Annotated in this window: 19 protein-coding genes; 12 read left to right on the top strand and 7 right to left on the bottom strand. The window is 66.8% G+C overall.

Annotated elements, in window-relative coordinates; genetic code table 11:
* The 11 genes from nuoD (at nucleotide 1) to AB1L88_RS04800 (ending at nucleotide 14,057) form a co-directional block, all read left to right on the top strand.
* Nucleotides 1-1,230: an NADH dehydrogenase (quinone) subunit D gene (gene nuoD / locus AB1L88_RS04850; protein ID WP_367095500.1), complete on the top strand. Its 1,230-nt coding sequence runs from the start codon at nucleotides 1-3 to the stop codon at nucleotides 1,228-1,230.
* A gap of 70 nt (nucleotides 1,231-1,300) precedes the next feature.
* Entirely contained in the window at nucleotides 1,301-1,834 is a 534-nt protein-coding gene (locus tag AB1L88_RS04845; protein WP_367095499.1) for an NAD(P)H-dependent oxidoreductase subunit E, read from the top strand.
* 73 nt (nucleotides 1,835-1,907) lie between these two features.
* The gene (gene nuoF, locus AB1L88_RS04840) at nucleotides 1,908-3,323 is read left to right on the top strand and encodes an NADH-quinone oxidoreductase subunit NuoF (protein ID WP_367095498.1); all 1,416 of its coding nucleotides are present in this window, start codon (nucleotides 1,908-1,910) and stop codon (nucleotides 3,321-3,323) included.
* An 82-nt stretch (nucleotides 3,324-3,405) separates the two neighbouring features.
* On the top strand, nucleotides 3,406-5,157 hold the full coding sequence (locus AB1L88_RS04835; protein ID WP_367095497.1) for a molybdopterin-dependent oxidoreductase: 1,752 nt from the start codon (nucleotides 3,406-3,408) through the stop codon (nucleotides 5,155-5,157).
* 69 nt (nucleotides 5,158-5,226) lie between these two features.
* On the top strand, nucleotides 5,227-6,291 hold the full coding sequence (nuoH, locus tag AB1L88_RS04830; RefSeq protein WP_367095496.1) for an NADH-quinone oxidoreductase subunit NuoH: 1,065 nt from the start codon (nucleotides 5,227-5,229) through the stop codon (nucleotides 6,289-6,291).
* 44 nt (nucleotides 6,292-6,335) lie between these two features.
* Nucleotides 6,336-6,962 carry an NADH-quinone oxidoreductase subunit I gene (locus AB1L88_RS04825; protein ID WP_367095495.1) on the top strand — a complete coding sequence of 209 codons (627 nt, stop codon included), beginning with the start codon at nucleotides 6,336-6,338 and terminating at the stop codon, nucleotides 6,960-6,962.
* A 4-nt stretch (nucleotides 6,963-6,966) separates the two neighbouring features.
* On the top strand, nucleotides 6,967-7,839 hold the full coding sequence (locus AB1L88_RS04820; RefSeq protein ID WP_367095494.1) for an NADH-quinone oxidoreductase subunit J: 873 nt from the start codon (nucleotides 6,967-6,969) through the stop codon (nucleotides 7,837-7,839).
* A 58-nt stretch (nucleotides 7,840-7,897) separates the two neighbouring features.
* Nucleotides 7,898-8,359: an NADH-quinone oxidoreductase subunit NuoK gene (nuoK, locus tag AB1L88_RS04815; RefSeq protein WP_367095493.1), complete on the top strand. Its 462-nt coding sequence runs from the start codon at nucleotides 7,898-7,900 to the stop codon at nucleotides 8,357-8,359.
* Nucleotides 8,352-10,637, top strand: a complete 2,286-nt coding sequence (gene nuoL, locus AB1L88_RS04810; RefSeq protein WP_367095492.1) for an NADH-quinone oxidoreductase subunit L — start codon at nucleotides 8,352-8,354, stop codon at nucleotides 10,635-10,637. The genes nuoK and nuoL overlap by 8 nt, the downstream gene beginning before the upstream one ends.
* A gap of 70 nt (nucleotides 10,638-10,707) precedes the next feature.
* The gene (locus tag AB1L88_RS04805; RefSeq protein WP_367095491.1) at nucleotides 10,708-12,417 is read left to right on the top strand and encodes an NADH-quinone oxidoreductase subunit M; all 1,710 of its coding nucleotides are present in this window, start codon (nucleotides 10,708-10,710) and stop codon (nucleotides 12,415-12,417) included.
* A complete protein-coding gene (locus AB1L88_RS04800; RefSeq protein WP_367095490.1) occupies nucleotides 12,414-14,057 on the top strand; it encodes an NADH-quinone oxidoreductase subunit N in 1,644 nt (547 codons plus the stop codon). Before AB1L88_RS04805 ends, AB1L88_RS04800 begins: the two co-directional genes overlap by 4 nt.
* 94 nt (nucleotides 14,058-14,151) lie before the next feature.
* On the opposite strand, the gene AB1L88_RS04795 is transcribed toward AB1L88_RS04800, so the two are convergent.
* The 4 genes from AB1L88_RS04795 to AB1L88_RS04780 all read right to left on the bottom strand — a co-directional run bounded on the left by AB1L88_RS04795 (nucleotide 14,152) and on the right by AB1L88_RS04780 (nucleotide 20,155).
* Nucleotides 14,152-14,760, bottom strand: coding sequence for a sigma-70 family RNA polymerase sigma factor (locus AB1L88_RS04795; protein WP_367095489.1), 609 nt, complete (start codon nucleotides 14,758-14,760; stop codon nucleotides 14,152-14,154).
* A gap of 223 nt (nucleotides 14,761-14,983) precedes the next feature.
* The gene (locus AB1L88_RS04790; RefSeq protein ID WP_367095488.1) at nucleotides 14,984-16,444 is read right to left on the bottom strand and encodes a hypothetical protein; all 1,461 of its coding nucleotides are present in this window, start codon (nucleotides 16,442-16,444) and stop codon (nucleotides 14,984-14,986) included.
* Nucleotides 16,441-18,396 (bottom strand): YgiQ family radical SAM protein, encoded by a 1,956-nt coding sequence (locus AB1L88_RS04785; protein ID WP_367095626.1) that lies wholly within the window; start codon nucleotides 18,394-18,396, stop codon nucleotides 16,441-16,443. The genes AB1L88_RS04790 and AB1L88_RS04785 overlap by 4 nt, the downstream gene beginning before the upstream one ends.
* A 760-nt stretch (nucleotides 18,397-19,156) precedes the next feature.
* Nucleotides 19,157-20,155: a glycosyltransferase family A protein gene (locus AB1L88_RS04780; RefSeq protein ID WP_367095487.1), complete on the bottom strand. Its 999-nt coding sequence runs from the start codon at nucleotides 20,153-20,155 to the stop codon at nucleotides 19,157-19,159.
* A gap of 160 nt (nucleotides 20,156-20,315) precedes the next feature.
* Between AB1L88_RS04780 and AB1L88_RS04775 the strand changes: the two genes are divergently transcribed.
* Entirely contained in the window at nucleotides 20,316-20,900 is a 585-nt protein-coding gene (locus tag AB1L88_RS04775) for a hypothetical protein (RefSeq protein WP_367095486.1), read from the top strand.
* 82 nt (nucleotides 20,901-20,982) lie between these two features.
* Here AB1L88_RS04775 and AB1L88_RS04770 read toward each other — a convergent pair whose 3' ends face one another.
* The 3 genes from AB1L88_RS04770 to AB1L88_RS04760 all read right to left on the bottom strand — a co-directional run bounded on the left by AB1L88_RS04770 (nucleotide 20,983) and on the right by AB1L88_RS04760 (nucleotide 25,483).
* Entirely contained in the window at nucleotides 20,983-21,306 is a 324-nt protein-coding gene (locus AB1L88_RS04770; protein WP_367095485.1) for a DUF971 domain-containing protein, read from the bottom strand.
* Between the two features lie 238 nt (nucleotides 21,307-21,544).
* Nucleotides 21,545-22,933 carry a DUF1501 domain-containing protein gene (locus tag AB1L88_RS04765; RefSeq protein ID WP_367095484.1) on the bottom strand — a complete coding sequence of 463 codons (1,389 nt, stop codon included), beginning with the start codon at nucleotides 22,931-22,933 and terminating at the stop codon, nucleotides 21,545-21,547.
* A gap of 51 nt (nucleotides 22,934-22,984) precedes the next feature.
* Nucleotides 22,985-25,483, bottom strand: coding sequence for a DUF1549 and DUF1553 domain-containing protein (locus tag AB1L88_RS04760; protein WP_367095483.1), 2,499 nt, complete (start codon nucleotides 25,481-25,483; stop codon nucleotides 22,985-22,987).
* Between the last annotated feature and the right edge of the window lie 181 nt (nucleotides 25,484-25,664).

The following is a 25,664-nucleotide window of genomic DNA, read 5'->3' as shown; positions in this document are numbered from 1 at the left end:
ATGCCGGTCAATCTGCTCGAAGACGACCTCGACGCCACCTTCGGGACGGGCGAGCACGAATATCACTGGACGCTCAACTTCGGCCCGCAACACCCGGCCACCCACACGACCCTGCGCCTGGTCCTGGAGCTCGATGGCGAGCGGATCGTCAAGGCGACGCCCCACATCGGTTACCTGCACTCCGGCTTCGAGAAGCTGGGCGAGCACCTGACGTTCAACCAGTACGTGACGGTCGCCGACCGCAAGAATTACATCAGCCCGCCGATGAACGAGGTGGCCTGGCATCACGCGGTCGAGAAGCTGCTGGACATCGAGCTGACGCCGCGGTGCAAGTACATCCGCGTGATCATCGGCGAGCTGTCCCGGATCAGCGACCACCTGCTCTGCACCGGGGCGGCGGCGCTCGACCTGGGGGCGTTCACGGCCTTCCTCTTCGCCTTCAACCTGCGCGAGCTGATCTACGACGTCTACGAACAGATGTCGGGCTATCGGTTCCATCCGGGCTACACCCGGGTCGGCGGGGTGCTCTACGACTTCGACGACAAGGTCCTTCAGCGCATCGAGCGAGTCATGCAGCAGACTCCCAAGGTGCTCAAGGACATGGAGAAGCTCCTCTTCCGCAACCGGATCTTCCTCGACCGGATGCGCGGCGTCGGCGTCTTGACCAAGGAGATGGCCGTCGACCTCTCCTGCAGCGGGCCGATCGCCCGGGCGAGCGGCGTGACGTACGACCTGCGCAAGGATGAGCCGTATCTCGCCTACCCGGACTTCAAATTCCAGGTCCCTTACGCCACGGAAGGGGACTGCTACGCCCGCTTCCAGGTCCGCATGGAAGAGATGGTCCAGAGCCTGGAGATCATCCGCCAGGCGATGAAGAACCTGCCGGGCGGGCCGGCCAACGTGCCGATCTCCGAGAAGTTCCCCCTGCCCGACAAGGGGACCGCGTACAACAGCATGGAAGGCCTGATCCAGCACTTCGAGCTGATCATGCCCAACCGTGGGCCCGACACCCCTCGCGACGAGGTCTACGCCGCGGTCGAGAGCCCGAACGGCGAACTCGGGTATTACCTCGTGGCCGACGGGTCGCAGGTCGCCTGGCGGACCCGGACCCGCCCGCCCTCGTTCATCCACTTTGCCGTCTTCCCGCACCTGATCAAGGATCACCTGATCGCCGACGTGGTGGCGATCCTGGGGAGCCTGAGCATCATCGCCGCGGAACTGGATCGCTGAGGATTTCCCGGGGGTTCCGTACCGAACGCCCTCGCCCTTCGCCTCTTGTCGAAGAAGGACCAAGACGCCGATGCCCGCTGCCGAGAGTCCCAGCACCGCCCCGTTGCTCAACGAGTCGATCCGGGAAAAGATCCGCGCGTACATCCCTCGGTACCCCGACAAGCGGGCGGTCACGCTCCCCGCGCTGCACATCGTCCACGAGCACCTGCGATGCGTCCCGTACCGGGCGATGGAGGAGATCGCCGAGATCCTCGACCTCAAGCCGGCCGACGTGCACGACACGATGAGCTTCTACGGCTTCTTCCCGCAGGCGCCGATCGGCGAGAAGCGCCTCTGGATTTGCCGATCCATCTCGTGCATGCTCCGCGGCGGCGACGAGTTGCTCGACGTCGCCTGCAAGGCCGCGGGGGTGGGAGGCTCCGGGCAGACGACCCAGGACGGGGCCTTGACGGTCGAGTTCGCGGAATGCCTCGGCATCTGCGACCACGCCCCGGCCGCCCTCTGCGACGACGGGCGAATCTACGGGCCGCTCGACGAGACGAAGGTTGCCGAGATGATCCGGGATGTGCGGGACCCGTCGCGGGCCCCCGCCGCCGAGGAATGACCCGCCAGGTCCTGACGTCTCAACATTCATCCGGCCGCCCAATATAAACGATCGATCTGGGAGCGTGACGACCGTGGCAGCATTCGAACCCGTCTTGACGCGAAATTTCGCCGTCGAGGACAGCCAAGCCCTCAAGGTTTACGAGTCTCGGGGCGGTTACAAGGCCGCTCGCAAGGCCCTGACCACGATGTCCCCGGATGAGGTGGTGCAGCTCGTCAAGGATTCGGAGCTTCGCGGGCGGGGAGGCGCGGGGTTCCCGACCGGCCTGAAGTGGACCTTCCTCCCGAAGGATCGCCAGCAGACGTTCATGTGCGTCAACGGCGACGAGAGCGAGCCGGCGACCTTCAACAACCGCTACCTGCTCGAACGCGATCCCCACCAGATGATCGAGGGGATCATCATCTCCTGCTTCGCCACGAAGGCGAGCACCGCCTATCTCTACAACCGGTTCGAGTACATCACCGCCACCCGGATCATGGAGAAGGCGATCGCCGAGGCCCGGAAGGCGGGCTACCTCGGCAAGAACATCTTCGGCTCGGGCTTCGACCTGGAGATTTACGTCCACCGGGGCGCCGGGGCGTACATCTGCGGCGAGGAAACGGGCCTGATCGAGAGCCTCGAAGGGAAGCGGGGCTGGCCCCGGATCAAGCCGCCGTTCCCGGCCGTCGAGGGGGCCTTCCGCAAGCCGACGGTCGTCAATAACATCGAGACGCTGTGCTGCGTCCCGCACATCATCGAGCGCGGGGTCGACTGGTTCAAGTCGATCGGGAACCCCAAGAGCTACGGCCCGAAGCTGTACACGATCTCCGGCCACGTCAACAAGCAGGTCTGCGTCGAACTGCCGCTCGGTGTGACCACCCGGCAGTTGATCGAGGAGCATGGCGGTGGCGTCTGGAAGAGTCGCAAGGCCAAGGCCGCGGTCCCCGGTGGCATCAGCATGGGCCTGCTGAGCGCCGAGGAACTGGACGTCCCGCTCGATTTCGAGGAGATCCGGAAGACCGGCTGCCTCGGCCTCGGGACCGCCGCGGTGACGGTGATCGACGACCAGACCCCGATCATGGACGTCCTGTACAACACCTGCCGCTTCTTCGCCCACGAAAGCTGTGGCCAGTGCACCCCCTGCCGCGAGGGGACGACCTGGTTCTACAAGACGATGAAGCGGATCAAGGCCGGCGGCGGCCGCCCCGAAGACCTCGAACTGATGGGCCAGCTCGCCAACAACATGGGCCTGACCCCCGGCACCACCATCTGCGGCCTGGCCGACGGCGCCGCCTGGCCGATCAAGAACGCCCTGGCCAAGTTCCGGCCCGAACTGGAAGACTACATCCGCACGCATCAGAGCCCCGAGGCGCGGCCGACCCCGCTCCAGGAGGCGATCTTCCAGGGCGTCTCCCCCTCCCGGTTCGACACCAGCATGCCCGAACCGAATGAGCCGCTGGCCCTGCCGAATGCCCCGGGGCACAACCCTCGGCTGACGCCCGGGCCCTGATCGGCCCGCCCCGCTTGACCACACACCGGTTCGATCGTTCCCGCTCACGCACTGAACGGTTCCCAGACGCCCAGGACCTTCGATGGCCACGATCATCATCAACGGTACGGAGTACACGCTGCCCGAGGGCGAGCGGCTGAACGCCATCCAGGCGGCGCAGCGGTTCGGGATCGAGATCCCGTACTACTGTTGGCACCCCGCCCTCTCCGTCGTGGCCAACTGCCGGATGTGCGAGATCCAGGTCGGCGCCAAGGACCCGAAGACCGGGGAGATCAAGATGATCCCCAAGATGGTCCCCGGGTGCCAGACGCCGGCCAAGGACGGGACGGTGATCGTCACCGACAGCCCGGAGGTCCAGGCGCACCAGTCGATGATCATGGAGTACCTCCTGATCAACCACCCGCTCGACTGCCCCGTCTGCGACCAGGCGGGCCAGTGCGGGCTGCAGGATTACAGCTTCAAGCACGGCCAGTCGGTCCACCGGTTCGTCGAGGAGCGGACCGTCAACCCCCGCAAGGACGTCTCGGATCAGATTCAATTGAACATGGACCGGTGCATCATGTGCACCCGCTGCGTCCGGTTCACCCGGGAGATCACCGGGACCAACGAGCTGCAGGTCGAGCGGCGCGGCAACCACGCCGAGATCACGACCTTCCCCGACCATCCGCTCGACAACCCGCTGGCCGGCAACGTGGTCGACCTCTGCCCGGTCGGCGCCCTCCTCGACAAGGATTTCCTCCACAAGCAGCGTTTCTGGTTCAACGACCAGCACAAGTCGATCTGCACCCGCTGCTCGACCGGCTGCAACGTCACGGCCGAGGAGAACCGCGGGCAGATCTGGCGGCTCAGGGCCCGCTACAATCCGAAGGTCAACGACTACTGGATCTGCGACGAGGGCCGTTACAGCTACAAGTCGGCCAACGACGCGAACCTGCTGCCGGCGATGTATGTGCGAGAGGGCGGCTCGCTTCAGGAAGCACCTGTTGACCGGGCCCTCGACGTGGCCCGGACGCGTTTGAAAGGGATCGCCACCGAGGGTGGTCGGATTGCCGCCGTCGTCTCTCCCTTCCTGACGGTGGAGGAAGCCTACCTCCTTTGCTCCTATGTGAAGGGGCTCAGTGAATCGGCACAACTGGTGCTCGGGCCGTACCCGGTCGAGGGAGACGATGTCACTTTCTCGCCGGATCAGCGGGCGGGCCGGACCGGAGACACCTCCTTCGTCGTCTCGCGTCCCTTCACCATCCATGCCGAGAAGTGCCCGAACCGGAACGGGGTCGAGCGCATCCTCAAGCACTTCCAGGGTTCGGTGATCCCGTTCGACCGGTTCCGCACCGATGCGGCCTCGCAACCCTTCGACGCCCTGGTGATCACCGGAGGGGGCCACGACCCCGTCTACGAAGGCCCGGAGATGACCTCGCTGCGTGACGCCGCGAAGTTTCTGGTCGTCCAGGACGTCTGGCCGACGGACCTGGCGGGCCTGGCGGATGTGATCCTCTCCTCCGCGACCTTCGCCGAGAAGGCCGGCTGCTACGTCAACGCCGGCGGTCGGCTGCAATATGCAAGCGCCGCCCTGCCGCCGAGGGACGGGAGCCTGCCCGATCTCGACATCCTGGCGATCCTCATGGAACGCCCGGGCGGCGGCCCGGTCTCCTCGGGGGATGTCCTGGCGGAGCTGGCCCAGCAGGTCCCCGGGTTCGAGGCGGTGAGTCGCCTTGAGGGAGAATTCCCTGCCTTCGGGCTCCCGCTCGATGACGCAGAGACTCCGACCGGGGGCATGGCCGTGTATGTCGACCCCTGGCACGCCCCCCGGGGTAAGGTCACATTGGCTCGATGATGGCCCGTCAGTAGTGACGGGGTGCATTGACTTTCAATCCCTGAAGCCAATCGAAGGAAGAATCGGGCAATGGCGACCTGGCAGATCATCGTTATCCTGGTGAAGATCGTAGTGATCGTCGGCCTGTTCCAGGGTGCCGTCGCCTACATGATCATGCTCGAGCGGAAGATCGCGGCCTGGGCCCAGGACCGCGTCGGCCCCAACCGGGCCGGGCCGTTCGGCCTCCTGCAACCCCTCGCCGATGGCGCGAAGATGTTGCTGAAGGAGGACGTGATCCCCGGGTATGTGAACCGCCCGATCTACATTCTCGCCCCGGCCATCGCGATCGTCGCCGCGACGATCGGCTTCGCCGTCGTGCCGTTCGGCCCGGTCGGGGCCGATGCCCCCACGGTCAACGGGCACGCGATCGAATTCCAGATCGCCCCGAACGTCGACATCGGGATCCTCTACGTCTTCGCCATCGGCAGCCTGGCGGTCTACGCGGTCATCCTCGGCGGCTGGGCCTCGAACAATAAATACTCGTTCCTCGGTGGCTTGCGGAACAGCGCCCAGATTATCAGCTACGAGATCCCGCTCGGGCTCTCCGTCATCGGGATGGTGATGATGGCCCGGTCGCTCGACTTGGGCGAGATCATGTCGTGGCAGGTCGAGAACGGTTGGGGATTCATCCCCGCCTGGGGGATCCTCGTCCAGCCGCTCGGCTGCCTGATCTTCCTCATCAGCGCCTTCGCCGAGACGAATCGCCTCCCGTTCGACCTTGCCGAGGCCGAGCAGGAACTCGTCGGTGGATTCCACACCGAATACTCGGCCATGAAGTTCGGCATGTTCTTCCTCGGCGAGTATCTGCACGTCATCACGGTCAGCTTCCTCATGTCCATCCTCTTCCTCGGGGGATGGGACCCGCTCTTCTTCGACCTCAGCTCGAATGGCTGGATCCCCGCGGTCATCAAGGTGGGGGTCCTGTTCTTCAAGGTCTTCCTCATGGTCGTCTTCATCATGTGGATTCGCTGGACCTTGCCGCGCTTCCGCTACGACCAACTGATGAATTTGGCGTGGAAGGGGATGATCCCCCTGGCCCTGCTCAACCTCATTGTCACCATGATCTTGCTGCAACTCTTCCGGGGTATCGGCTAACCGCAGCGGACACTCCCGACCCCTTTCACTCCCGGAGGACTCTCATGAAACTGGACGACCCCAACCTGAAGCGTCTCGAGCCGCCCAAGCTCACCCTGCTGGAGAAGACCTACCTGCCGCAGATCCTGGGCGGGCTGGTCGTGACCGGGCGTCACATCCTCGGCGCGTCCCTGGGCGGCAAGGCCATCACGGTCCAGTATCCTGAGGAGCAGCACGTCCCCTCGGCCAACTATCGCGGCGTGCATCGCCTGAACAAGGACGAGCAGGGCCGCGTCAAGTGCGTCGCCTGCATGCTCTGCGCCACCGCCTGCCCGGCCCACTGCATCGACATTGTCGGCGCCACGGCCCCGGCCGAGTGGGACGACCGCGAGAAGTATCCCGAGAGCTTCGTGATCGACGAGCTTCGCTGCATCTACTGCGGGATGTGCGAGGAAGCCTGCCCCGTCGACGCCATCGAGCTGACCGGCCTCTACGACCTGACCGGCCTGAGCCGGGAAGAGATGATCTACGACAAGACCAAGCTCCTGTCGGTCTTCGACATGACCAAGGATGCCGAGCCGATGCAGTCGGGCAACCCCCCGGCGACGCTCGCCCTGCCGACCTCTCCGCTTGAACCCGGGGGGCCTGGCCCTCGATCCCAATCCTCCGCAGACATGCCCTCCAGGAGCTGACCCCGTGACGTTGCTCGACACTCGCGATTTTGGCTGGATCCTGGCGATCGTCGCGCTCGGCTGGGTGGGCATGTGGCTCCTCTTGCCCCATCGCCACGGCGGGTCTCGGACCACCCGGGTGACCTCGGTGGGGGCCTTGCTGGCAGGGATCGCGCTGCTGCTGTTCCTGCCCCTCCTGACGCCGCCGGGTCCGCTGCTGCCGACCCTCTTCTTCTACGCCTTCAGCCTGCTCTCGCTGATCGGCGCGGTCCTGATGATCACCGCCCGAGACCCGGTCTACTCGGCCCTTTGGTTCGCGACGGTCGTGCTCGCCAGCTCGGGCCTGTTCTTGCTGGCCGGGGCGCAGTTCCTGGCCGCGGGGACGGTCATCGTCTACGCGGGGGCGATCATCGTCACCTTCCTGTTCGTCCTGATGCTGGCGCAATCGCACGGGCAGGCGATCTACGACCGCAGCGCCCGCCGACCCCTGGCGTCGTCCTTCACGAGCCTCTTGCTCCTGGGGGCATTGGTCGCTTCAATCGTCGCCACCGGCTCCGGCGTGACGGAGGAGACGCCCTCCCCCGTCGTCTCGGTCAATGACCTGGTCAAAGGTGATCCCGCCACGGAACCGGTGGCCCTGGTCGCGGCCACGGCCGTTCGCGAGACGGCCCGGCTCCCGGAACCGCACGAGTTCGGACAGCGGCCCCCGCACGTCGCCGGGCTGGGCGGGACGCTGTTCACCGATCACCTGCTGGCGGTCGAGGTCATCGGCCTCCTGCTGTTCATTGCCCTGATCGGCGCGGTCGCCATCGCGACGCCTCGGATCCCGGTCCGGCCCGATCGCTCGAATGGCTCGGCCCCGGGATCCTCCTCGTCTGCTCCTGCCGGAACCGCCTGATGCGTGAGCTGATTCTCCATCTCCATGGAGCGAGAAACCGACTGAGGCCCTTGAATCCATGACGGACTACGCATTTTCCTTCGATCAGCTCTCGAATTACCTGATTCTCGGCGCCGCCTTGATGTCGCTGGGCATGCTCGGGTTCCTCTCGCGGAGGAACCTGATCGTCATGTTCCTCTCCGCCGAGATGATGCTCCAGGGCACGGCCCTGACGCTCGTCTCGTTCAGTCGGTTCCACGGCAACTGGACCGGCCAGGTCTTCACCATCGTCATGCTGACCGTCGCCGCCAGTGAGGCGGCCCTCGCCCTGGCCCTGATCCTGGTCCTGTTCAACCGGAACCGGTCGCTTGATATTTCGCTCTGGCAAGGTCTCCGCGAGTCGGGCCTGCCCGAGTCGCTCGACACCGATAAGGCCGAGCCTTACGTCCCGCTGCCCGGCCCCGAAAGCTATCCGAACCTGACCCCGTCCGGCGTGGAACCGCCGCACCCCCGCCAGCCCTGGGAGCAACGTCGTGGTTGAGTCGCTGATCCGCAACGTCTGGCTGATCCCGCTGCTGCCCCTCCTGGGCGGGCTCATCGCCTTCGTCGGCGGCCGGCGATTGCAGGGCTGGAACCACCTGCCGGTGATCGCTGGTATTGCCCTCTCGTTCCTGCTCAGCCTGACGATCCTCCTCGGGACCGACGGTTCCGAGACCACCCAGGTCTACACCTGGTTGAATATCGATCAGACGACCGCATCGGGCGATGCCGCCGGAGACGACCTCCGAGACGCCGCGTTGATCGTCCCGATCGAGTTCCGGGTGGACGGCCTGACGACCATGATGCTCGGCATGGTCACCTTCGTCGCCTGCCTGGTCGCCATCTTCGCGGCCGGTTACATGGCGGGCGACCCGGGATATCCGCGCTTCTTCTTCGTCTTCGGGATGTTCGTCTTCTCGATGACGGGCCTGGTCCTCTCCAGCAATTTCCTGCTCACTTATGCCTTCTGGGAAGGCGTCGGGGTGTGTAGCTACCTGCTCATCGGCTTCTGGTACGCGAAGCCGGAGGCCGCGGAGGCCGCCAAGAAGGCGTTCCTCGTGAACCGGATCGGCGACCTCGGGTTCGCCATCGCCCTGTTCCTCCTCTGGACCTACGCGCCGAACCACGACCTGAGCTACTCGAACATCCTGACGCTGGACACCCGAAACATCCTGGCCTCGACCCCGCTGTTCCTCGGGCAGTCGGCCCTGTTCTGGGTGGTCCTGCTCCTGTTCTGGGCGGCGACGGCCAAGAGCGCCCAGCTCCCGCTCTACGTCTGGCTGCCGGATGCGATGGAAGGCCCGACGCCCGTCTCCGCGCTCATCCACGCCGCGACCATGGTGACGGCGGGCGTGTATCTGCTGGCCCGATCGAGCCTCCTGCTGGCGGCCGAACCGGGTCTCCAGGCCGCCGTCTCGACGATCGGATGCGCCACCGCCCTGCTCGCGGCGCTGATCGCCTTGACGCAGACGGACCTGAAGCGAGTCCTCGCCTACTCGACGGTCAGCCAGCTCGGCTTCATGTTCATGGGCCTGGGGGCGGCGGTGGGGCACATCGCCCAGTTCGCGGTGATCGCCGCGGTGTTCCACCTGTTCACGCACGCCTTCTTCAAGGCCTTGCTCTTCCTCGGGTCCGGATCGGTCATGCACGCCATGGGCGGCGTGATCGACATGCGGCAGTTCGGCGGGCTTCGCCACCGGCTGCCTTACACCTGCTGGACGTTCGCGATCGGGGCCCTGGCCCTCTGCGGTCTCTTCCCGCTGGCCGGCTTCTGGAGTAAGGACGAGATCCTGGCCGCCTTGAGCGCCGCGGGGCACGATGAAGGGGTCAGGTACGCGGGGCTTTATCTCGGAATTTACTGGGTCGCGACCTTCACCGCCTTGCTGACGGCCTTCTACACCGGCCGGGCCTTCTTCAAGACCTTCTGGGGTCCCGAGAAGCTGCCCAGTCCTGGCGGCCCCCATGCCATCGCCGAAGCATCCCACGATCCCCATGTCTCCTCGGGCGGGCCGGCCTATGGGGTCGATACCCCGGCTCCCGAGTCCTCCGAGCTCTCGCGCTACGAGTCGGCGATGGGGGCTCACCGGAGCGTCCCCGGCGCCTCGGCGGCCGGTCCCGACGCCATCCCTCATCGCCCTGCTGACCTGCCCGACCCGGTCGCGAGTTCGACCCACGAACCGGTCCCGCAAGACCACCACGGGCACGGGGCCGGCGATCATCATGGGCACGACTCCCACTTCGGTCACGAATCCCCCCCGATCATGACCGTGCCGCTGATGGTGCTGGCCGCCTGCGCCGTCCTCGTCGGCATCCTCTTCGGGCCGATGACCCACTGGTTCGCGCATCACGTCGAGGCGACGCCGACGTTCGAGCTGCTCGAACACCACGAGCATGAATTCGACTGGGCGACCGCCATCACGGGGACGCTCGCCGCGCTGATCGGGCTGGGCCTGAGCATGCTGATGTACGCTCGCCCGTCCGAGCTTCCCGAGAAGATCTCCGGCGCCCTCCGGCCGCTGGCCAACGCCTCGTGGAACAAGTTCTATGTGGACGAAGTGTACGCGATGCTGGTGGTGGCACCGACGCGGCTCCTCGCCACCATCAGTCGCTACTTCGACGTGTATGTCATCGACGGGCTGGTCAAGTTCGTGGCCTTCGTCCCCCGCCTGGTGGGCCAGGACGCGCTCCGACCGCTCCAGAACGGCCTGATCCAGTCGTACGCCGTCGTGACCGCGATGGGGATCGCCGCCCTGCTGATCCTCCTGATGTTCGTCGGCTGACCCTTCGAAGACCGAGAGTCTGGCCCCGCTCCAAGCCCCCGCGTCGATCCGAGGTGAGAAGGAATCCGAGATGGCAACGCTTCTGGTAATCACGGTCTTGCTCCCCCTGATTGGGGGGCTCGCGCTCTTGCTCGCGCCCAGGCTCGACCATACCGTCGCCCGATCGGTCGCGTTGGCGATGACGCTCGTCACCCTCGCCTTCTCGCTCATCCTCACCATCGCCTTCGAGGTCGGCTCGGCGGCCCCCCAGTTCTCGACCCAGTCGAGTGAGGGGCACTACGGGTTGTCCTGGGTCTCCGTCGGTGACGGCCCGGGCATCCGGTTCGCGATGGGGCTCGATGGCCTGGGCCTCTCGCTGTTCACGCTGACCGCCCTGCTGATGATCACGGCGGTCTTCTCCTCCTGGTCGTCGATCGTCGATCGGTCACCCACTTACTACGCGCTCCTGCTGTTCCTCGAGACCGGGCTGCTCGGCCTGTTCGCGAGCCTGGATGTCGTCCTGTTCTACATCTTCTTCGAGTTCACCCTCATCCCGCTCTTCTTCCTGGTGGGCCTGTTCGGCGGGCCCGAACGGAAGCGAGCCTCGATCACCTTCTTCCTGTATACGCTCGCGGGAAGCCTGCTGACGCTGCTGGGCGTCATCGCCCTGATCGTCGTCCATTACCAGTATTCGCCCGAGCACGTCCTGACCTTCTCGATCCCGGAATTGACCAATGGCCTGGCCAATCTCCCCTGGAACGACTGGACTCAGACGCAGACGACCGTCGGGACGGAGGGGTACGGCGCCTTCCTCCTCCAGCCGCAGGTCCTGATTTTCCTGCTGCTCTTCGCCGGGTTTGCCATCAAGGTCCCCCTCTTCCCGTTCCACACCTGGCTCCCCTTGGCTCACGTCGAAGCCCCGACGGCCGGCTCGGTCTTGCTCGCCGGCGTGCTGCTCAAGGTCGGCGGTTATGGCTTCCTCCGCTTCAATCTGGCCATGACGCCGATGGGGGCCGCGGCGCTGGCGCCGGTGCTCGTCACCATCGCCGTGATCGGCATCCTCTACGGGGCCCTCACCGCCCTGGCCCAGTCCGACGTCAAGCGGCTGGTGGCGTACAGCTCGGTCAGCCATATGGGGTTCATCGCGCTCGGCCTGTTCTCGATGACCCTGGTGAGCGTCGATGGCGCCGTGCTCCAGATGATCAATCACGGCCTGACGACCGGGGCGCTCTTCGCCTGCGTCGGGATCCTGTATGAGCGATATCACACCCGGGAGATGAGCCAGATGGGGGGCGTCTGGAACAGGATGCCCCTGCTCGCGTTCTTCCTGATCCTCTCCTCGCTCGGGTCGGCCGCGGTCCCGGGCCTGAACGGGTTCGTCGGCGAGTTCCCGATCCTGGTCGGCAGCTTCGCCCGGTTCCCGGCCGCCGCGGTATTTGCCGGGTTCGGGATCATCCTGGGTGCCTACTACCTGTTCGTGATGCTCCAGCGGGTCGTCTTCGGCCCGCTCCGTGAGCCTGACCACCACGGGCATGCCGGTTCGCACGACACCCAGGTCCCGCCGGTCCGGTGGTACGAGATCGCGGGGCTCGCCCCCTTGCTGGTGCTCATCGTGGTGATTGGCGTCTATCCCAAACCGTTCTTTGACCGGATCACTCCTTCGGTCGAGCCGATCGTCGCTCGATTCCCCGAGGTGGGGGCGGCCCGGTCCGAGGATTCGACTCAGACCGTCTCGGCCGAGCGCGACAACGTGCAGCCTCGAGCCTTTCTCGCCGGACCGGCGCAGGTGATCGCCCAATGACTCCCGATCAGTCGGAAACACTCTCCCGGACGCTCCTGATCTTGCTGCCGGAGATCGTCCTCTCGATCTCCGCCGCGACTATCATGGTGGCGGGACCGTTCGTGCGATGGGGGCGTTCGCTGTGGGCCGGGCTCTCCGGAGCGGCCATCATCGCGTCGCTCGTGGCCTTGCTGGCGGTCGCCCGGTACGACACGACCGACTTCGTCTACGGCGCGGTCGCGTTGAACGACGCGCTCTCGCTCTATGCCAGGCTCGCGTTCCTGCTCACCGGCCTGATCTTGCTGGCCATGGGCTCGAACCAGATTGGCGATGATCGTGCCCCCGAGTTCTTCGGGGCCATGCTCTTCATCGTCGCCGGTTCGATGCTCGTGAGTACGGCGAACGAACTGGTCTTCCTGTTCGTGGGACTCGAACTGATCTCGATCCCCACCTATCTCCTGCTCTACCTGCCCAGGCGCGATCGTCCGGCGCAGGAAGCGGCCACCAAGTACTTCTTCCTGAGCGTCTTCTCGACCGGGTTACTGCTCTTTGGGTTCGCCTATCTGTACGGGCTGACCGGGGTGACGAATCTCAAGGCGCTCGCGTATTTGCTCCATGAAGGTGAAGGGATCATTACTTCCGGGAACGTGGCATTCGGCCTGATCGCCGTGGTGTTCATCACCGCGGGGCTCGGATTCCGGGTCGCGGCGGTCCCGTTCCACTTCTACGCCCCCGACGTGTACCAGGGGGCCCCGACCATCATCACCGCGCTGCTGGCCTGGATCCCCAAGGGAATCGGGTTCGTCGCCATGCTCCGCGTCCTGACCTCGGTCGTGAGCGTGGGCGACCCCATGCTGGCCGAACGGGCGGTGTTCCTCGCCTGGATCATCGCCGCCGCGACCCTGGTGCTGGGCAACACCGTGGCCCTGGTGCAGACGAACCTGAAGCGGCTGTTCGCGTACTCCTCGATCGCCCACGCGGGCTATTTGATGATCGGGATCGCGGTGGCGTTTGCCACGGTCGAAGACCCCGCGAACCTCGGCCCGAATTCCGGGGCCGAAGGGATCATCTTCTACCTGGCCGCCTATGCTCTGATGACCCTCGGTGCCTTCGGGGTGATCCTGCTGCTCGAAGGGGTGGGGGAGCGGGCCGAGAACATCGATGATCTCTCGGGACTCGCCCGGACCCGACCGCTGCTGAGCCTGGCCATGGCGATCTGCCTGTTCAGCCTGGCTGGGGTGCCGCCGCTTGCCGGGTTCTGGGGCAAGTTCCTGATCTTCGCCTCGGCCTGGAACGCGGCGCCGATCCAGGGGATCCCGTCGCTCCGGCTCCTGGCTCTCATCGGCGTGCTCAATGCCGCCGTCGGTGCGTACTATTACCTCCGGATCGTCGCGGCCATGTACTACGGCACGCCGGCCGAGGCGTCTGGCGTGGCCGATCGTCCTCGCCCGAGCTGGCCGGTCGTCGCTGCGATCGGGACCTGTGCGATCCTGAGTCTGGTGCTGGGATGCATTCCGGGTCCGCTCCAGACCGCGAGCCGACAGGCCGCCGTGGCCGCCATCCATCAACCGACCCCGGGGCGATCGGACGCCGAAGCCCCCGAGAGCGAGACCGCACCGCGAGAGGATCTCGCCCAGGTCCGGGTCGATGCAACGCCGTGAACCCCGGATCGTCGGAGGGAGCGACGTCCTGTTTGAACCAGGAGGTCGCTCCCTCTCGCTTTTCGATCGACGACGATCGAGTCTGCTCCGGCCTTTATTTGATCCGTTTGCTGAGTTCGTGGAGTGATCGGGCGTGGAGCTGGCGGACCGCGCCTTCGGATTTCACCATGAACTTGCCGATCTCGGCGAAGGACAGGCCCTTCCGATAGTAGAGCTCGATGACGAGACGATAGTGCTCTGGCAAGGTCTTCAAGGCCCGGTCGATCCCCTGGAGCCGCTCACGCTGGTCGAGCACGGTGCTCGGTGAGGGGCAAGGATCGGCCAGGTTGGGCTCGTTGCACTGGGCCTGGAGCTCCATCGGCCGCTCGCGATTGAGGTCGCGCTTGATCGTCCGGTATTTCAGGTGCAGGTTCTGGATGTTGCGCTTCAGGACGGTCCGGAGCCACCCTTTCATCTCGCGTTCGGTCATCCCGTGGAAGCGATCCAGGTCGCGCTGGGCCTCGACGATCGTCTCCTGCACGATGTCCGAGGGGGCCTCGCGCACCTGGACGGCCTGATCGACCTCGTCGTTCGCGATGCTCAGCATCATCGTCCGGAACATCTGAACGACGAGCCATCGCGCCTCGGTCGACCCATCTCGTGCCTCGCGAAGCAGTTGATGAAAGCGGAGGTCGGGTGGTGTGTGAGGAGCATAGAGCGGCATCAGACGGCTCCTTCAGATCCGAGCGATGACGAATGTTCGCTTCACGAAGACGGTCGTGTCCCTGCGGTCTCCATGCACTATGGGGTGAAGCCTTGGACAGTGTCAAGGCTCATCCATCATGGCAAATTCGCTTTCGTGATCGAGAAAGTGTCGTTTCAGCCTTATCTTGCTGAAACTCGTCAATATGAGGCTTTTTGTGGCGAAATCGAGGAAATCAGAACGCCTAGACCTCCTGGTTTTCGGGGGAAATTTCCTGAATTCGGGACTGCGGCGATCGGATCATTCGAGCGATGAACCAGGCCTCGGTGTCGGACCGACCGGGCCAGAGGACGAAGGTCCCATCGGTGGGGGTCCCGTCGATCGGGTCGGGAAACGGTTCGAGCTGGAAGTCGGGATGACTCGCGAGGAACTGCTCCACCTGGGCGGTCGTCTCGGATCGGACCAGCGAGGGCACGGCGTAGATCAGGACGCCGGCCGGGCGGACGCCGGCCGCGACGGCGCGGAGGAGTCCGGCCTGCTGCTCGACCAGCCGATCGAGCTGCTCCCGGTCGGTCTGCCATCGGAGCGACGGGTCACGGCGCCAGAGGCCGAGCCCCGAGCTCGGGGGTTCGAGCAAGACCCCGTGATACGTCGCCGGCTTGCCGACCACGTGGCGGCCGTCCCAGATGCGGGTGGCCACGTTCGAGTAGGGGCCCTTCTGGGCGATTCGGGCGGTCCGGGCGCGGTTGCGGGGGTCGAGCTCGGCGACGATGAGCGTCCCCTTTCCGGCCATGCGGTCGGCGAGCAGGACGGCGCGCTCGCCTCGCGGCTTGCCGGCATACCACCAGCGTTCGCCGGGATCGGCATCGCACGAGGCGACGACCGCCAGCGAGGCGAGGTCCTGCGAGACGAGGTCGCCGCGCCGGAACGGTTCGAGCGTCTGCAGGATCGTGCCCGAATCGATCGTCGCGGCGTCGGGGTGGTGCGGGTGCACGGTCGGGGGGCAGCCGGCGCCTCGGAGTTCGTCCCAGATGGCTTCGGGCCGCCCCTTGAAGACGCGGACCCAGGAGGGGCCGGGTCGCTGGAGCGTCTGCAGGAGGTCCGCGACGCGGTGTTTGAGCGGCTGGGTGCCGGGCGGTTCGAGCAGCTCGTCCCGGAGCCATCGGGGGAACAGGGCCCAGGGCTCGGTCGTCGCCCGGGGCTGTTCCACGAGGCGCCGGAAGGCCTCGGCCCGCCGGGCCCAGCTCGGGGCGTTGCCGATCGGCGAGAGGCAGCGGGGATCGACGCCCAGGTGCCTGGCCCAGACCCGGCAGGCTTCGGGCACGTCCGGGCGATCGAGCAGGACCGCGACCAGGAGCCTGGCCTCGATCGGGTCGAGTCGGAGCGGCTCGATCCAGCCCCGCCAGCGGAAGAGCGAGTCAATGGATCGCGAGACGAAGAGGCGGTCGACCAGCGAGAAGGCGCGGTGCCGCTTCAGGGATGCCGCGATGAGCGACTCGGGCCTCCTGCGATCGACGAAGAGGGCGGATTCGGCCTGCAAGGCGATCGACGCCGTCGCCCTCGCCAGGTCGGGCGCGGGGACGGCGTGAGCGACGAGCGAGGCTGTCGGGTCTTCCTCGCCAGGTCCTTGATTCCGGTCGGGCCGAGGGGGGCGGGTCGAAGTGGGGCCGGGGCGTCGGCCTCGGGCGGGTCGGGGATGCCTCATCGCTTGCGCCTCCGGGCGCCGGAGCGGCCGGGACGGTAGCCTGCCGAGCGTGGCCCGTTGCCGGGGCGGTCGTTCCCCGACGAAGCGGCGGCGGCGGAGGGGCCGGGTGACTTCGCCTTCGCGTCGATCTGATGCACGTAGCGTCCTTCGGCGATGGATTTGTTGGCGCGCTCCATCCGGGCTCGCAGGGCGGCTTTCGGAGGTTGGGCGGGGATGAGGCAGTCGCAGCCGGAGCCGATCAGGTCGGATCGGTCGGCCTTGAGCAGGGCGTCGCGGACCTCGAAGTAGTTCTCGGGCTTGAAGAACTGGAGCAAGGCGCGCTGGAGCTTGCGGTCGCGGAGGTGCCGGGCGATGTAGACTTCCTCTCCCGTGAACGGGTCGAGGCCGGAGTAGTACATGCAGGTGGCCACGTCGAACGGGGCCGGGATGAAGTCCTGGACCTGGTCGGGCTTGTAGCCGTTGCGCTTGAGGAACAGGGCGAGGTTGATCATCGCCTTCAGGTCGCTGCCGGGGTGCGAGGCGATGAAGTAGGGGACCGTGTACTGGGTCTTCCCGGCCCGCCGGCTCGCGGCGCGGAAGGCGGAGTCGAACGATTCGTAATCGTTGATCTCCGGCTTCTTCATCCGCTTCAGGACCTCGGGGTCGGTGTGCTCGGGGGCGACTTTCAGGTGGCCGCCGACGTGGTGGGCGGCGAGTTGCTGGAGGTACTCGGGGGATTGCTGGGCCAGATCCATCCGGACCCCCGAGGCGACCAGGACCTTCCTGATCCCGGGGATCGCGCGGCTCTCCTTCATCAGGTCGATCAAGGGGCCGTGGTCGGTGCCCAGGAGCTTGCAGATCTTCGGATGGACGCAGGACTGACGCTTGCAGACGGCCTCGACCTCCGGACGGGTGCATTTCATCTGGTACATGTTGGCGGTCGGCCCGCCGATGTCGGAGACGACCCCCTTGAACTGCGGGTCCTGGCCAATCGCGTGCAGTTCCTTGAGGACCGAGTCCTTCGAGCGGGACTGGATGATCCGCCCCTGGTGCGCGGTGATCGAGCAGAAGGTGCAGCCGCCGAAGCAGCCGCGCATGATGGTCACGGAGTCCTTGATCGACTCGAAGGCCGGGATCGGCTCGTCGCCGTACATCGGGTGCGGCCGCCGGGTGTACGGGAGGCCGTAGATGCGGTCCATGTCGGCCTCGGTCACGGGCAAGGCCGGGGGGTTGCAGACGACCGCCTGGCGGTCGTGGTACTGGACGAGCCGTCGGGCGTTGAGCGGGTTGGTTTCGTGGTGGATGATCCGGGTGGCTTTGGCGAACTGGACCTTATCGGTCTTGACCTCCTCGAAGGTCGGCAAAACGAGGCAATCGGCCGGGGGTTCTTCCTTCGCGCCGAGGGAATAAGCCACGCCCCGCATGTCGCGGAGGTCCCTGACCGTTTCTCCTGCAAAGAGCCGCCGGGCGATCTCCAGGATCGGTTGCTCTCCCATGCCGAAGACGACGAGGTCGGCCTTCGCGTCGAGCAGGATGGAGCGTTTGACGGTGTCGCTCCAGTAATCGTAATGCGCCAGGCGTCGGAGGGAGGCCTCGACCCCTCCGGCGATGACCGGGACGCCGGGGAAGGCCTCGCGGGCCCGCTGGCAGTAGGGCAGGGTGGCGCGGTCGGGCCTCAGGCCGATGCGGCCGCCGGGGCTATAAGCGTCGTCGTTGCGGACCTTCTTGTTGGCCGTGTAGTGGTTGATCATGCTGTCCATGTTCCCCGCGCTGACGGCGAAGAACAGGCGGGGGCGGCCGAAGGTGCGCCAGGGGTCGGCACTCTTCCAGTCGGGCTGGGCGAGCACGGCGACCCGGTAGCCGGCGGCCTCGAGGACCCGGGCGAGGATGCCGTTGGCGAAGGAAGGGTGATCGACGTAGGCGTCTCCGGTGACGAAGACGACGTCGACGGCATCCCAGCCCCGGGCGTCCATTTCCGCCCGGGTGGCGGGCAGCGGCGGGAGGGCGCAAGGGGCGTCATCGTCGAGGACGGGCAGTTGGGTCAGAGCACGGTTCGGCTCGTCCCGAGCGGCATCGGTCGGTTGCAGTTGAACGAGGTCCATGAGGGGCGATCGCCAGGGGTCGGGTTTTGCGAGTCGAGGGATGGCTGGCTGGGGCTTCGGTCCTGAGCAGATCAATTGTACGGTGCGGGGCGGGGGAAGTTCGAGCACGATCTGGATTCTCCGGCGATCGTGCCCCGCCCGGACCGCGAACCCGGCACGATCGGGGGCCAGGGTGGGGGGAGGGCGAATGGTCGTGGAACGCCCCCGAGCACGCGCTCGGGACGGCACAGGGAACGCTCGGGAGCGCTCGGGCGATTTTCCGGTAATTGCTTTCTCAGTCGGGGTTTGCGGGATTCGAATTGGGTTCGTTCCGAGAATCGACGTGAGGGAACGGGTTCGTTTCGTGCGGCGGATTCCGACGGAAGTGGCTTTGTTTCGCGCCGGCGGGGGACGACGAACCACGAGGGAGCAATCGGAGCGTGAGGGCGGGGCGAATTGCCAAGGAGCAGGGGGCAGGCGACCATGACGCCCGCGAGGATCGGGACGTCGTTCGGGATCGCCTGACACCAGAATGATCGAGAATTTCCAGGGCGGTAGTCACATTTTCCTCGGAACCGTCCAGGGGGTCGGTCCCGGCCGGCCTGGGTCGGGCCGGCCGGGTGGTCCTGGATCGGGCGTGTCGGGAGATTCGTCACGCCGACGGGGCTCCGGGACGCTGATTGTGTCGAGAGGCCAGGCGGGGAGCGAGGGCCAGGGCGGCCATCTGGAGGCCGAGGCGAGGGTCGCGGAGGATGCGACCCAGGGCGGAGCGATGGAGCCAGAGGGAGCGACGGAGGCACGAGCGGGCCAGGGGGGCGTCTCCGGCGTGGAGCGCGTCGAGGGATCGGTTGAGGTAGGCGGCCGAGAGCGCTCGATCGGCGGCCCGACGCGAGGCACGGGGGTCGGGCAAGCGGGCGGCGTCGAGCGTATGGACCTGATCGAGCAAGGCGGCCACCTCGTCGAGGTCGGCCGTCCCGCGGCGGAAGCGGTGGGTCTCGCTCTCGGGGTGCCAGCGGACGGCGACGGTAGGGGTTGCGACCCAGGCGACCGGCCGGCGGCGGGCGATGCGGAGCCAGCAGTCCCAGTCGACGGCATAGCGATAGGCCGGGTCGAAGCCGCCGACCTCGTTCAGGGCCTCGGCCCGGAGCATGACCGAGGAGCATCGGACCGGGTTCCGCGCGGCCAGCTCGGCCACGAAAGTGCCGGGGGGGAAGAGGCGATCGGTCGGGCCGAGGTCCGGGCGTTCGATGACCGAGGGGGGGATCGGGAGGCCGGCCGAGTCGATGACCTGGATCGCGCCGCAGGTCATCGCGAGGTTTGGGGAGCGGTCGAAGGCGGCCAGATGGGCGGAGAAGTGGCCAGGGAGGATGAGGTCGTCTTGATGGATGATCGTGACGAGGTCGGTTTCGGCGAGTGCGACGCAGCGGTTCCAGTTGCCGGCGAGGCCGAGGCGTTCCGGGTTGACGAGGATCCGGGCACGATCCCCGAGTTCGCGCGCGGCGATGGCAAGGGTGTCGTCGTCGGAACGGTCGTCGCAGAGGACCAGCGAGCAGGGACGGCCTGGGAGGTTCTCCAGGATCGACCGGAGCGTGTCCGCGAGGTGACGGGCACCGTTGAAGGTGGGGATGGCGATCGTGAGGTGAGGGGGCACCGGGGGTAGTCCATGGGTCGCGGAGAATGTCCGGAATTCAACCCGTCAGGGGGTTGCAATCGTATGATAGGGTTGTCATGACTTGGAATCGAGGCCATCGCGGCGATGAGTTGCGGACTCGGCCAGGATCGCCATATCTCCTGGGAAGGGAGCACCGACGATGGGGAGCCGATTCCAGTGCCGGGCAATTCAGGCGGGCGTCATGCTGATGATGAGCGTCGCGGCGAGCGAGCGTTCTTCGGGGCAGGTCGAGCCGGATTATCTCGAACGATTTCGGCAGGTCCAGGAACAGCGGAAGGCCCGAGAGGCGGAATTGCTTCAGCCGCGGGGCGAGGCGTCTGCCGCGGTGGCAAACGTGCTGGAGGAGCCGCTGGACCTGGATTTTGGCGAGGAGACGCCGCTGTCGGAGGTCCTGGAGTTCGTCCGGGACGCGACGGTTTCCCCGAGATTCCCCGAAGGCGTGCCGATCGTGGTCGATGAGCTCGGACTGAAGATGGTCGAGCGATCGCTCGGATCGACCACTCGCCTCACGCTGGAAGGGGTCCCGCTGAAGACGACGCTCCGATTGCTCCTGGACCAAATCGACCTGATTTACTGGCTCCATCCGGACGGCTACCTCGTGGTCACGGCCGATCGCGGCCCCATGACCTCCCGATTCCAGACGCTGATGCTCTTCGAGGAATTGCGGGTGTTGCGGGGTGAAGTCGAGCGACTGAAGCGGGAACGGGACGGGGAGGAGCCCTGAATCGAGTGACTTCCCTGCCTCCCCTCCCCCCGACAGGCTGGAGGGCCCTCGAAGCGTCGAACCGGCCAACGCAGGGCGAGAGTCAGGACGTCTTCGTGTTGGCTTCGTGGCGCCGGGTCAGGTCGCGGAGGTGGTCCCAGGTGTAGAGGCCGGAGGAGTGGGCGTCGTTCCAGGCGATCCGGACGGCGTAGCTGCCGATGGGTTCGAGGGCCTCAATGCGGAGGTCGGGGCGGATGGTAGCGGGGTCGAGGATGCGGGCGCCGGTCCACTCGTCCTTGCAGGAGGCGCAGGGGCACTCGCTGCGGATGAAGTGGTAGGGGACGCGGGAGGTGCCGAGGTCATCCCAGGAGAGTTCGAGGGCCTGGTCGGCCTGGTGGGCGCGGATGTTGGTCGGGGGGTCGCTCATGGGAGGGTCAACGAGGTCGAAGGAAAAGGGGGAGTTTGGTGCCACGGATGAAACACGGATGGAACACGGATGGGGAGCGAAGGGAAAGGGAGAGTTTTGGGAAGGCAGAGGGGGCGGGATGGCGGAAGGGGCGGGCGCGAGGGTTAGAGGTGCCCTGCGCTCCGATTCGATGATTCAATTGGTTTGAATCCGTGTTTCATCCGTGTTCCATCCGTGGCTCAACCTCCGCTTCGGTGATTTAGGAGAAGATCTCGGTGATCGGGCGTTGCGAGGCGATGGCGAGGGGGCGGTTGAGGCGGTCGGAGACCTCGGTCTCGGGGTCGATGCCGAGGGCATGATACATGGTGGCGGCGATGCTCTCCAGGGGGACGGGGTCGGTGGAGGGGTAGCCGCCGATGCGGTCGCTGGAGCCGTAGACGGCGCCCCCGGTGGTGCCGCCGCCGGCGAAGAGGACGGTGTAGCAACTGGGCCAGTGGTTGCGCCCCTTGCCGTCGCGGTCGCCGATCTTCGGGCCGCGGCCGAATTCGCCCATCCAGACGACGAGGGTCTCGTCGAGCAGGCCGCGGTCGTCGAGATCCTGGATCAGGGTGGGGACGGTGACATCGGTGATCGGCAGGAGGCGGTTCTTCAGGTCGTTGAAGTTGTCCTGGTGGGTGTCCCAGCCATTCGAGCCGTTGCCGCCGATGGATCGGGAGAAGTAGACGGTGACGAACCGGACGCCGGTCTCGACCAGACGGCGGGCGAGCAGGCAGGACTGCCCATAGGTGGTGCGGCCGTAGCGGTCGCGGATGAGGTCGGGCTCCTGGCTCAGATCAAACGCACCCTTGACCCGGGGGGAGGCGAGCATCGAAAGGGCCCGGCCGTAGAAGTCGTCGATGCCGCGGGCGGTGGCGTCGTATTCGAGCAGTTGGGCCTGGCGGTCGATCAGGTCGAGCAGGCCGCGGCGGTCGTCGAGGCGGCCGAGGGGAGTCGATTCGGGCAAGTCCAGCTCGGGGAGGCGGAAGCCGGGCTCGCTCGGGTCCTGGCCGATGAAGAAGGGGTCATACGACTTGCCGAGGAAGCTGGCATGCTGGCCGGGGGTGACGCTGCCGTCGCGCATCACGTGCGGATAGGAGACGTAGGACGGGACGGCCGGGTCGTCGCTCGGGCGGAGCTTCGCGACCACGGAACCGTAGGACGGGAACAGTTCGAGCGTGTCGCGCAGGCGGATGTCGTCGAGCGGGGGGGCGTGGCCGGTCAGGCTGTAGTAGCTGGCCGAGTTGTGATTCTTCATCCGGTGGTGGACGGATCGGATCTGCGCGACCCTGTCCATCACCTGCGCAAACCGGGGGAGGTGTTCGGTGACGTTGACGCCGGGCACGGCCGACGCGATGGGCGAGAACTCGCCGCGGATCCCTTCGGGGGCGTCCGGCTTCATGTCGAAGGTGTCGATGTGGCTCGGCCCGCCGAACTGGTGGAGGAAGATGACGTTCTTCGCGGTCGCGGGGCGATAGGGCGTGCTCGGGCCGGAGGCCGCCCGCAGGACGTTCGGCAACGAGAGGCCGGCGAGGCCGAGGCTCCCGACGCGGAGGAGGCTCCGGCGGTTGAGTCGGCAGGCGGCCTGGAAGTCGGGGCATCCGCGGTTCATCGGGCGATCTCCCGGTCGGAGGGGGGAGGGCAGGGCGATCGAGCGAGTCGTCTAGCGTCGCAAGAGGAACTCTTTGCTATTCACGAGCGCCCAGGCGAGATCTTCCCAGGCTCGGCGGCGGTTCTCGGCGGAGGAGACATAGTCGAGGGCACCCTTGCGTTCCTCGGGAGCGGGGAAGCGGCAGAGGGAGGCGAGGTAGAGTTCGTCGAGGATGGCCTCGTCGCTGAGGTGGGAGTCGAGGAGTTGTCCAAGGCGGTTATCGGGATCTTCCAGGATGGCGCGGACGGACGAGCCGTTGATGAGCTGGAAGGCCTGGGAGAGGGTCGTTTCCTCGGATCGCTCGCATTCGCAGGTGAGGAGGCGGTCGGGCTTGCCGAAGGCGTCGAGGAATTCGGGGCCGGTGTTGGCGCCGGCGAGCATGACGGCGCGGGTGCCGGGGGGGACGCCGTCGAGGTCGCTCGGGCGGTCGAGGGCCGAGGCGATGGCGTCGAGCAGGACCTCGGCGGGCAGGAGCTTGATCCGGGCTCGGGCGAAGTTGGCCTCGTCGTCGACGTTGGTCGGGCGGGGGGTGGAGTCGAGTCCGTAGACGGCGGAGGTCATGACCTGGCGGATCAGCGGTTTGACGCGGTAGCCGCCGGCGATGAAGGCGTCGGTCAGGGCGTCGAGGAGCGCGGGGTTGCTGGGCGGGTTGGAGGAGCGGAAGTCGTCGACCGGGTCGACGACGCCTCGGCCGAACAGGTGGAACCAGACGCGGTTGGCCATGTTCCGGGCGAACTGCTCGTCGTGTTGCGTCAGCCAGTCGGCGAGGGCGGCGCGCGCGTCGTTGTCGTCGAATTCGAGGAGGATGCCGCCGGGGGCCTGGGGATCGACGCGAGCTCGGGAGACCGGGTGCGTCATCCGGGGGGAACCCTTGAGGTGGATGAGCACGTCGCCGTTGATCTCGTGCGAGTTGAGCCGATCGCGCCGGGAGTTGTTGACCTCCTTGCGCTCGATGTTGGCGAAGGCGGCGGCGAGGCCGTAGTACTCGTCCTGGGTCCAGGTGTCGAAGGGGTGGTTGTGGCATCGGGCGCACTGCAAGCGGACGCCGAGGAAGATCTGGCCGAAGCTCTCGGCGCAGGTCTCGGGGTCGCGGTTGGTGCGGTAGTAGCTGGCCGGGGGATTGCCCCAGGAGGAGCCGGACGCGGTGAGCAGGGCCTCGGCGAAGTCGGTCAGGGGGACGTCGGCGGCGATCTGGTCGCGGAGCCAGCGCTGGAAGGCCCAGACGCCCTTCGGCCCCATCGTCTTCTCCTCGTTGCGGAGCAGGTCGGCCCACTTCAGGGCCCAGAAGTCGGCGAACTCGGGGCGATCGAGCAGGGAGTCGACGAGCCGGGCGCGCTTGTCGGGGTCGTCGGAGTCGAGGAAGGCGCGGGCCTCGTCGGGGGTGGGCAGGACGCCGATGGTGTCGAGATAGGCGCGGCGGAGGAAGACGTGATCGGGGGCAGGGGGCGAGGGGTGGATTGTGAGGGCTTCGAGCTTGGCGAAGACGGCCTCGTCGAAGGGGGTTTTCGGCGCGGGGCCGTCCCAGACGAAAGACGCGCGATCGGGCAGGAAGGCGAGCCGGGAGACGGCGTGCTTGCCGAGGAATCGGGCCGAGACGACGGACTCTCCCGACCCGCTGCGACGGACCAGGCCGGAGGGAGAGACGGCGACGGCCGTCGGGTCGTCCACGTCGAAGGCGGCCAGGCGGGTGACGTCGCGTGTCGATCCGTCGGTGAAGGTGGCGGTGACGATGACCTGCTGTGTCAAGGCAGGGGCGGCGTTGATCCGATCGGCCGGGAAGATGGAGAGGGAGGTGACCTCGGGGACGGCGCCGAGGTCGTCGCGAGCGCCACCGGCGATCCAGGAGCGGAGGATGTGGGCCTCGATGTCGTCGGGTCCGAAGCGTCGGCCGCCCTCGTGGGGGAGCCGGCCGAGGGCCTTGAGGAGGATGAGGCTCGACTCGGGGGCCGTCGTGTCGATCCGGCGGGCGAAGACGCCCCGGGTGATCGTCAGCAGGTCCTGGCCGGGGTCGTCGCCGCGGAGGGTGAGCTTGAAGCCGCCCTTGCCGTTGAGGTTGCCGTGGCAGGCCCCCATGTTGCATCCGGCCTTCGAGAGCACGGCCGCGACGTCCTGCCGGTAGCTGATCGGCCGGGGGGCATCGGAGGGGGCGACCGTGATGTCGGCCTCGGCGTAGGAGTCTCCGAGGCGGGCGACCAGCCGCGTCGGGCCGTCGGCGGTCGACGAGGCCGGGGTGACCAGGCCGGAGGGGGTGACGTGGGCGACGGCAGGGCCTTCGACCGAGAAGGTGGCCTCGGTCGTCACATCGCGCACGGAGCCGTCGTCGAAGCGGGCCGTCACCGCGACTTGCTGGCGATCGCTCGGGTCGGTGAGCTGAATTGAAGGCGGTTCGATCGCGAGAGAATGGAGCGAGGTCGTGTCGGCAAGGGCGGCTCGATGGCAGACGGAGGCGAGGCTCAGTGCCAGGATGGCCAGCCCGAGGCGGGAGCAGAAGCGGGAGGGGAGGACTCGCACAGGGCTTGCTCCTCGGAGGCGATGGCGGGAGGACCGGGGCACGAGGAGGACCGATCCGGCGAGAGTGTCCGCCGAATCTCCGTCAATTCTTCAACATAGGGCGGATCGGCGGGGCGCGTCAAGCAAAAGACGAGCGCGAACCAGGGCGGTTGTCTGGGTTTCCGGTGGGTGGGGGGGCAGG

Source organism: Tautonia sp. JC769, assembly GCF_040717455.1.
Taxonomy (GTDB): domain Bacteria; phylum Planctomycetota; class Planctomycetia; order Isosphaerales; family Isosphaeraceae; genus Tautonia.
The sequence above is the reverse complement of the archived record's forward strand: the minus strand, read 5'-3'. Positions and strand labels throughout refer to the sequence as shown.

Bases quoted from the DNA above. Each gene is read 5' to 3' on its own strand.
- nuoD (WP_367095500.1), top strand. From the start codon at position 1: ATGCCGGTCAATCTGCTCGAAGACGACCTCGACGCCACCTTCGGGACG.
- AB1L88_RS04845 (WP_367095499.1), top strand. From the start codon at position 1,301: ATGCCCGCTGCCGAGAGTCCCAGCACCGCCCCGTTGCTCAACGAGTCG.
- AB1L88_RS04835 (WP_367095497.1), top strand. From the start codon at position 3,406: ATGGCCACGATCATCATCAACGGTACGGAGTACACGCTGCCCGAGGGC.
- nuoH (WP_367095496.1), top strand. From the start codon at position 5,227: ATGGCGACCTGGCAGATCATCGTTATCCTGGTGAAGATCGTAGTGATC.
- AB1L88_RS04825 (WP_367095495.1), top strand. From the start codon at position 6,336: ATGAAACTGGACGACCCCAACCTGAAGCGTCTCGAGCCGCCCAAGCTC.
- nuoK (WP_367095493.1), top strand. From the start codon at position 7,898: ATGACGGACTACGCATTTTCCTTCGATCAGCTCTCGAATTACCTGATT.
- AB1L88_RS04805 (WP_367095491.1), top strand. From the start codon at position 10,708: ATGGCAACGCTTCTGGTAATCACGGTCTTGCTCCCCCTGATTGGGGGG.
- AB1L88_RS04800 (WP_367095490.1), top strand. From the start codon at position 12,414: ATGACTCCCGATCAGTCGGAAACACTCTCCCGGACGCTCCTGATCTTG.
- AB1L88_RS04795 (WP_367095489.1), bottom strand. From the start codon at position 14,760: ATGCCGCTCTATGCTCCTCACACACCACCCGACCTCCGCTTTCATCAA.
- AB1L88_RS04790 (WP_367095488.1), bottom strand. From the start codon at position 16,444: ATGAGGCATCCCCGACCCGCCCGAGGCCGACGCCCCGGCCCCACTTCG.
- AB1L88_RS04785 (WP_367095626.1), bottom strand. From the start codon at position 18,396: ATGGACGCCCGGGGCTGGGATGCCGTCGACGTCGTCTTCGTCACCGGA.
- AB1L88_RS04775 (WP_367095486.1), top strand. From the start codon at position 20,316: ATGGGGAGCCGATTCCAGTGCCGGGCAATTCAGGCGGGCGTCATGCTG.
- AB1L88_RS04770 (WP_367095485.1), bottom strand. From the start codon at position 21,306: ATGAGCGACCCCCCGACCAACATCCGCGCCCACCAGGCCGACCAGGCC.
- AB1L88_RS04765 (WP_367095484.1), bottom strand. From the start codon at position 22,933: ATGAACCGCGGATGCCCCGACTTCCAGGCCGCCTGCCGACTCAACCGC.